At 52.7% G+C, this 8,032-nt stretch carries 4 protein-coding genes and 1 pseudogene; 3 read left to right on the forward strand and 2 right to left on the reverse strand.

The window, feature by feature from the left end; genetic code table 11:
* The first annotated feature begins 482 nt into the window (after positions 1–482).
* Positions 483–1,916: a hypothetical protein gene (locus tag CK500_RS17680; RefSeq protein WP_233139269.1), complete on the forward strand. Its 1,434-nt coding sequence runs from the start codon at positions 483–485 to the stop codon at positions 1,914–1,916.
* Between the two features lie 24 nt (positions 1,917–1,940).
* On the opposite strand, the gene CK500_RS16620 is transcribed toward CK500_RS17680, so the two are convergent.
* Complete coding sequence (locus tag CK500_RS16620) at positions 1,941–2,696, reverse strand: CBS domain-containing protein (RefSeq protein WP_095638295.1); 756 nt, start codon at positions 2,694–2,696, stop codon at positions 1,941–1,943.
* Between the two features lie 199 nt (positions 2,697–2,895).
* Here CK500_RS16620 and CK500_RS16625 point away from each other — a divergent pair, with 199 nt between their 5' ends.
* The gene (locus tag CK500_RS16625; RefSeq protein ID WP_095638296.1) at positions 2,896–6,864 is read left to right on the forward strand and encodes a helicase-related protein; all 3,969 of its coding nucleotides are present in this window, start codon (positions 2,896–2,898) and stop codon (positions 6,862–6,864) included.
* 229 nt (positions 6,865–7,093) lie between these two features.
* Here CK500_RS16625 and CK500_RS16630 read toward each other — a convergent pair whose 3' ends face one another.
* Complete coding sequence (locus CK500_RS16630) at positions 7,094–7,654, reverse strand: GIY-YIG nuclease family protein (RefSeq protein WP_095638297.1); 561 nt, start codon at positions 7,652–7,654, stop codon at positions 7,094–7,096.
* 213 nt (positions 7,655–7,867) lie between these two features.
* On the opposite strand from CK500_RS16630, the pseudogene CK500_RS16635 reads away from it, so the two are divergent.
* Positions 7,868–8,032: pseudogene (locus CK500_RS16635) on the forward strand (IS5/IS1182 family transposase); the annotation flags it as partial.

An 8,032-nucleotide genomic window follows, 5' to 3' on the forward strand; every position in this document is an offset into this window, starting at 1 on the left:
TTCTCTTCTCTTCCAGCTCGTTGATTCGCTCCTCCATCTGGAGAAAGCGTGAGAGGAGTTCGTCCTTGGTGAGATCGTCCTCGTTCACTACTCCCACCTCGAATTGACACCAGCAGAGCCAACGGGATGGTCTCCGGTCCTCGGAGACCATCCCTGTGGAAACAGACTCACTCTCTGCTGACAGACCATGTGTCTGTCATAGGCCACCTCCTACGAGACAGTGACGAAATCAGCTGGGGCTAAACACGTACGAATATTACAAGTCTCTCGACTATTATAAAGACGAGATATACTCTAAGTTTGATGAAGAAACTGCAGAGGCGATTGTAGTTCTTCTAACCCTCGCTGCCAATAAAATGGCCGAATACAATTCTCGGCTGGCATCCTGGCATATGGGCAAGGGGTACCCAGATCACGTATTCAAGGGTAAAAATTTCGCATTTAAACGAGTGTTTGTAGACAATAACATGTCAGTTGGTGGCATGGGTCACGATTCACATCTCTCCAAGATCGTCGATTCATACGAAGAGATTGCTTCCTACTTGCCAGAAGGTTCCCCCACTGGAGAAGTGTCGAACCAGAATGCTGCTAGTCTTCCGTATGAAACTGGCGAAATACAGTCTGTAGTCGTTGATCCTCCCTATTATAGCAGTATTATGTATGCAGAGCTATCTGATTTCTTCTACGTCTTAATGAAAGAATATCTGGGAGAGGTCTTCCCTAGTATGTTTGATAGTCCACTAACCAACAAGGAAGACGAAGCAGTAGCTAATCCAGAGCGGTTTGAGGGTGTAGCTTCATCAGAAACATCAAAGAAAGAGTTAGCAAATCAAGACTATGAGGAGAAGATGAGCGACATCTTCTCTGAACTTTATCGCGTCTTGGAACCCGGCGGCGTGATGACGGTTATGTTCACGCACAAGGAGACGGACGCTTGGGACACGCTGACAATGTCGCTCATCAACTCTGGGTTTGTCATTACTTCGACTCATCCCATTACGAGCGAGATGCCGCAGCGGGCAGGAATGCGCAACAGCGCCTCAGCTGACTCTACTCTCCTCCTCACGGGCCGCAAACCCCACGAAGAACAGGACCCTGACAACGTGGTCCCGACACTCTGGAGCGACGTTGAGGCCGACACGCGAGCGGCCGCCAAAGAGGCCGCCCGCGACCTCCTTGAATCCGGAATCTCCCTGACGAAGACCGACGTGATCATTTCGGCGTTCGGCCCGACGCTCCGGGTCTTCGCCGACGCCTACCCCGTCGTCGACGACGAGGACGAGGAAGTCCCCCCGCGGAAGGCCCTCGAAACGGCACGCGAGGCCGTTACCCAAATCCTCGTCGACGAGTACCTGGAGGGGATGGACGTCGACACCCTCGACGACGTCACCGAGTGGTACGTCCTCTGCTGGCTCGTCCACGAGTCCGAGACGTTCTCCTACGATGACGGTCGCCAGCTCGGCCTCGGCATCGGCGTCGACATCGACGAGATCAAGCGCTCGACGAAGACCTGGCGCAAGAGCCGTGGCGACATCAGCCTCCGCGGGCACGAGGGCCGCGTCCAGAACATCAACGAGAAGCCCGAAGACCGGTCGAACCGACTCCCGATCGACCCGGACGACCTCTCGTTCCCGCGCTCGCTGGACGCCGTCCACGCCGCGATGCACGTCTACGACAAGAAGGGCGAAACGGTGACCCTCGAGTGGCTTCGGGAACGGAACTACGACACGGACAGCCAGTTCAAGGCCACGCTGAAGGCGCTGCTTCAGGTGCTACCGAAGAACCACGAGGACTGGGAGCTCGCTCGTGATTTGGCCGTCGGTCGAACGAGTGACGTGCTCGATCTCGACTTCGGCCCGAACATCTTTGCGGACGACCGTGAGGACACATCACAGCAGAGTCTAGAAGAGTTCTAACCCGGACAGTACTTCTTCGTTTTTCTACTCAACGAGACCCGTAAAGTACCCGTGAGCAACTTCGATTATCTCTCGGTCGATCTCGTCGACTCCAGCTCTAAAGTGAAACAGAGAGTTTCGATTCTTCCGCACACCCTCGAGTAGTTTGAGAACGAACTCCTGATCAGTTCGGAGCTCTTCGGGTAAATCCTCGAAGTTTGTTGCGATGAACCGTTTGTATTCCTCGAAATTGAAATAGTCGAGTGATTCAGGAACCGAGTAACTCGGATCTTCCTCTGCACGAGGCGCAAATGTCTCCTGAATATGTTCCTCGATGTCCGGGAACTCTCGCTCAAACAGTGTGCGGAGACTTCGCTCGATCTCTCCAATCATAATGAACGGACGGAACTGCTCTTTGAGGAAATGGAAGACGTCGTATCGCGTGATGATGCCACCCAAGTTATCGCTGCTACCCACGAGAACGAACTCCTCGACTGCGAAAGTCTCGAAGAGCCCGAACATGTCGTGTTCAACACTCACGTACGTTGGAGACACCAATGCGCCCATGACGCTCATTTTCTCGAGGTTCGAGTCGGGGACTGACTTCGCCAATCGAGCGATCGATTTGAACGTCACCGCCCCCACGACTTCGTCGTCACGCATTACAGGCAGCTGATCGAAGTCGTTCCGCAACATGTGGGTGAGCGCGTCGTAGACGGATTCATCCCGACTGATCGTCAATGGTTCTGTCGGGGCTATCTTAGCATGTTCTAGAACGTCACCAGCTGTGAAGAATTTCATGTAAGAAATTGATTCAATCCAACCGAATTTATATTTTGCTGGCTTCTCGTATGAACGAGTCCGAGCGACAAGCTAGAACGCATAAATAGAGAGACTAGGTATTAAGATCATCTGTCGTGTAGCTTAGAGATCCAGATAGAATCGGATGCTAATGGTCGATAAGTGTAAGGCAACCCGAAGATAATTGCTTTCCAGACGGATGGATGGGCTTCAAAACTATTCTTGGTCCCCAACTTACGAGAGCCGACCGGGTACTGAAAGTACCTATCTTGTCGATGAGTTTTATATACCAGCCTTGAATCGAAGTATCCGCTACGACCGAGTGGCTGGATATTTCTCAAGTACGGCCCTCGCCGTCGCTTCTCGGGGTATCGACGCTCTCCTTGAACACGACGGCGAGATGCGACTCGTCGTTGGCACGGACCTATACAAGTCGGACAAACCCGTTCTCGAACGGCTCACAGACGAACTGAAGGACTCACTCGATGAATTAGACGAAGAGGAACTCGACGCCCACCTCAAGCTTCTCGCTCGATTGCTCCGAGAAGAGCGACTCCATATCAAGGTCGCCGTTCCACGAGAAGGGAGCTGGCAGATATTCCACCCGAAAATGGGGGTCTTCCACGACGATGACGGAAACGCACTTTCCTTCGAAGGAAGCGTGAATGAGACCATCGGCGGCTGGAAACGTAACTACGAGCGCTTCAAAGTCCACCGGTCGTGGGAGGACGGCGAGGATGCCTACGTCGACGCCGACGTCGATACGTTCGAACAGCTCTGGTCGAACGGGCACCCCTTCGTTGAGGTGTACGACCTGCCGGAAGCCATCGAGAGAGAGTTGATCGACTGGAAGGATCCCGATTCGGAATCTGAGATCAAGGAAGCGATTCAGATCGCGAGAGGAGAGGCACCAGCAACCGAACTGGACAAAGCGAACATCATCGCCGACGGTCCGCTCACGCCCGGTGGTCTCGCACTCGCCGAAGAGGCCTGTACGATCACCCCTTGGCCTCACCAGCGCGTCGTTTCTGACACGCTCGTGAACACCTACCCGAACAGCTTCCTCCTCTGTGACGAGGTCGGCCTCGGGAAGACTATCGAAGCCGGTCTCACCCTCTCACGACTCGGAATCACGGACGAACTCGAAACCGGCCTCCTCCTCGTCCCCGCGAGCCTCAGACAACAGTGGCAGGAGGAGCTATGGGAGAAATTCAATATCAACGCCTATCGGTTCGAACGTGGAAGCACCAACGAGTACGCCTTTATCGACGCCTTCGGTCAGGAACACGCGCCGCCGTCTCTGTCGGAACTGAACATTTCTGATGAGGAGCGAGAACGCGCGTGGGTCGAGAGTCCGATATGGCGGTTCATTAATCAGCAGTCTTCGACCGCGACATCTGATTCCGTGTCTCAGACGCCGACGATTGTCATTATGTCGTGGCACACGGCGCGACTCCAGGACCGTTGGGATCAAGTCGCGCCTCGTGACAGCGGCCGAGTCCGAACCCGAGATACTGTCCCTGTGAGTGGACGCGGACGGAGCCCGAATAATCGTGAAGGCGTCTGGGATGCCGTCATCGTCGACGAGGCCCACAACGCTCGGAAGGGCAGCAGTTTCTACGGTATGCTCGACCGACTCCGAGACCACACGCAGTGCTACTACTTCCTCACAGCGACGCCGATGCAACTGCATGCCGGCGAGCTCTACGATCTGATGGCACTCCTCGATCTTCCGGAACAGTGGGACAACGAGGACCGTTTCGTCGACTTCTTCGAAACTCGACAGGCGCTCTCTCAGGCGATCCGTACGGTCGTCGATACGGATGGATCTGAATCGAATACCTCCTCTTGGTCAGCACAAGCGACGCTTGACGAGAACCGATATCAAGACCGACTATCCGCCGAACGAACCCTCTCCGACGACATCTTCGATGAAATGGCGGAACTACTCGAAATCAAAGCGGATGGGAGCCAGGCACGTTCTATCGCAAAGGAACGCGTGCTAGCGTCCTGTACGCTTGCCGCAGGGTACGGTGAACACTTCGACGGATACATCGAGGTCTTCGAGACGGCTCTCGATGAGCATGACATCGACCCGTTCGAGGCGAAAGAAGACGAGAAGCTCAAATATCTCCTGTATCCGGAGTGGAAAGCGGACGAAGAATGGCTCACCTATGGGCGGAACGATCGGCTGAACGCCCTCGATGAGCTCTCCGAATCTGGTTGGAGAGTCGTTCAGGATGTTCTCGCCGAATCCACGCCTGTCGACGCGCTTATCCACCGGAACACACGGGACACGCTCCGGAAGTACGAACAGGTTGGGCTACTTGACGAGACGGTCCCGAACCGGGACCCTGAACAGCGCCAGATTGAGCTGACCGACGAGACGCGTCGCGTATACGACCGGATTGACGACTACACACGGAAGTTCTACAAACTCGCGCAGCAGTCTGACGAGGTCGAAAATCGGGCTATCGGGTTCGTAATGACGACGTATCGGCAGCGACTGACTAGCAGCATCTACGCGATTTCACAGAGCCTCCAGCACCGTCTTGAAAAACTTCGCACACAACAAGCGGTTCTGGAACGGAAACAGCAGGCTGCGAAACAAGCAAGAGGACCGACGTTTGGCTCAGAGTCTAGCACCAGTCAAGTGTTACTGGACTCCCTGTCGGAGCAAGACCTCACAGACTTCGATAGCTTGGACGATATTGACGATGGATTTGAGGATATAGACCTCACCGGGATAATTCCGAATGTCACAGAGGCAGGGGTGGACCTACTCGAACAAGAGATCGAAGAGCTCGAATCCTTCGTCAGTGATCTGCGACAGATTGATCGTGATCCGAAAGTCGACCAGCTGATTGACGACCTCGGTGAACTTGATCGGGAGGGCCACAACCGAGTCATTATTTTCACCCAGTATACGGACACGATGGATTTCATTCGCAGCAGTCTCGTCTCGATACACGGAGAAACCGTCGCTACCTACTCTGGCCGTGGAGGGGAGATGTACGACGCGGATGGTGAGTCGTGGAGAACGGTCGGGAAAGAGCGAGTAAAACGCGAGTTCGCTACTGACGAGGGCCAAGTGGACATTCTTGTCTGTACGGACTCAGCCAGTGAAGGACTCAATCTCCAGGAATGCGGGGCTCTCATCAACTACGATCTTCCGTGGAATCCGATGCGTGTTGAGCAGCGTATTGGACGCATTGACCGCATCGGACAGCGATACGATGAGGTCGAAATCCTCAATTACAGCTACAAGGACACTGTCGAGACAGACATTTACGAGCGTCTTGACGACCGGATCGACCTCTTCGAGAACGTCGTTGGTGAAATGCAGCCTGTCCTCTCTGGAGTGAGCAAACAGATTCGGACAGCGACTCTGGAAAAGGATAGAGATGAGAGCCACGAGGCAGTTGCGGAAGCTGATCGTGAGTTTTCCGAACAGATAGAGAACCAAGAGCAGAGCGACCGTGTGGATGTGGGGGAGTCCCTTGAGACGGTGGAGCCATTGGTCGCACAGGACGTTATCGACGAGGCGAGACTCGACGCGTGGCAGTCGTACACCCATCCAGACATCGGGGAAACACGAGAAGAGGATTATCGATATCCAGCACCGTATCAAAAATCAAGTCTAGAAGCTGTTCTCGTCGAGAATGAGACGCTTGCTGACGCTGGGGTGACTTTCACTCCGGTCACTGAGCTTGATATCGACATTACAAACAGCGAATATGAGGGCGAGTTCGAACACGAAGAAACGACCTACCGTCTGAGATGGGACGGTATGGAACTACCGGAGCCAGACGGAGAGCAGACGTTCGCTCAGTTCATTGCCCCGAGCGAAGATTCGGTTGCTGTGACGTTTTCGTCAGACTGTGCCGACGAATTCCCATCGATACATCACTTCGCGCCAGGGAATCCTCTCCTCCGTGAGCTGATTGAGATGCTCCGTGAGACAAGCGATGAGCCAAAGCGATTAGTGCGGCAGGCTGAATTCAGAGAGACAGTCACGGAACGTCCAGTAGTCTGTGGGTGGACGCGTAACGAGAAAATCGGACGAGTGGGCAGCGACGGTGAAATTATTGAAGAGCTCGACATAGACCTTATCGATTCGTGGTTTACAGAATTTCAAGAAAACTATGAGAAAACAACCCCGCAGTAAGAAGAGATGACGGTCTGGCCGTCACCGGCCTCGACGGGCTCAGTTCTCTCCTACGGAGTAATCATAATTCAGAGTATCATATCCACTTGAATGGGTTTCCAAAAGGTAGTGGTTCTCACTAAACCGTGTAAACCCGTACTAGTAGCTCTGTTGAAATCCTCTGCGAGTGATACATTCTAATCCGGTTGTGGTCAATACAGGAAGATCACAGATCGCTCAATATCGTGAATCAAGAAAAGTATGCGTACTCCTCATTTTCGGTTAGCTCACTACCAACCTCTCTTTCGGCTTCATAGGCTCTGTCCTTGTTTTGAAACCCATATACTTCGACTAGATGTGTAGGAGGAAACACTGTGGTGAAATTTGCGCCGCCTGATGATTTGCCTTCCATATGTTGATTTATGCGAGAATAAACATCAGCCGTGCAGCCAACATAATACACCCTTTCTGCGTCTAGAGCTAGGTAATACCACGATGGTGGGTTAAAGTCAGACTCGCGTTCTGTAAACCCCTGTTTTTGACTTTTAGATGATCCATTGGTGTTTTTGTTATTGATATTCTTTTGGAAATGCCGAGGATCATCCGTCTTATGATCTTTTTGAAAAAACCGAAGATCTTCTTTTGTTCCCAGATCATATACGTCTTTTACCCGTTCTCTAGCTCTTTCTTCAACCCAATCTACACATTCTAAGACATACACGAAATGTACTGACCCCTGTTCTGTCCTATCCTGAATGACTTTTTCAACTAATTGCTTGTCAGCAGGTAGCTCGATCCGATCCGATTTCATATACAACCTGATAAATGTATCACAAACACATTTATTTTTTGTATAAACAGATGCGCGTTACAATATGGTGATATAGATGGACTTTCAGCAACTAGCCGTTTCAGACAAGAATATATCTGAGAAAGAGGATTTCAACGGCTGTGTTGAATCGCCATACTGCAGCGAGGTAGGCCACTAAATCAAAGGAGTTGAAGCGGGAAGATTCGGTTGCCTATGACACAAATCTCCCGCTTCATCGGGGAGGTTGTGCCGGTTGCTCAAAGAGTTACTGGCGATGGAGGCGAATCCGCCGCCCCGGAAGGTGGCGGCGGATTCGCCGACTACGCACTCGTTTCCCTCCATTGTCTCCGGATTTACCTCGACACATCCTACCGAATG

Origin of the sequence: Halorubrum salipaludis (assembly GCF_002286985.1) — an archaeon.
Taxonomy (GTDB): domain Archaea; phylum Halobacteriota; class Halobacteria; order Halobacteriales; family Haloferacaceae; genus Halorubrum; species Halorubrum salipaludis.

Bases quoted from the DNA above. Each gene is read 5' to 3' on its own strand.
- CK500_RS17680 (WP_233139269.1), top strand. From the start codon at position 483: ATGGGTCACGATTCACATCTCTCCAAGATCGTCGATTCATACGAAGAG.
- CK500_RS16620 (WP_095638295.1), bottom strand. From the start codon at position 2,696: ATGAAATTCTTCACAGCTGGTGACGTTCTAGAACATGCTAAGATAGCC.
- CK500_RS16625 (WP_095638296.1), top strand. From the start codon at position 2,896: ATGGATGGGCTTCAAAACTATTCTTGGTCCCCAACTTACGAGAGCCGA.
- CK500_RS16630 (WP_095638297.1), bottom strand. From the start codon at position 7,654: ATGAAATCGGATCGGATCGAGCTACCTGCTGACAAGCAATTAGTTGAA.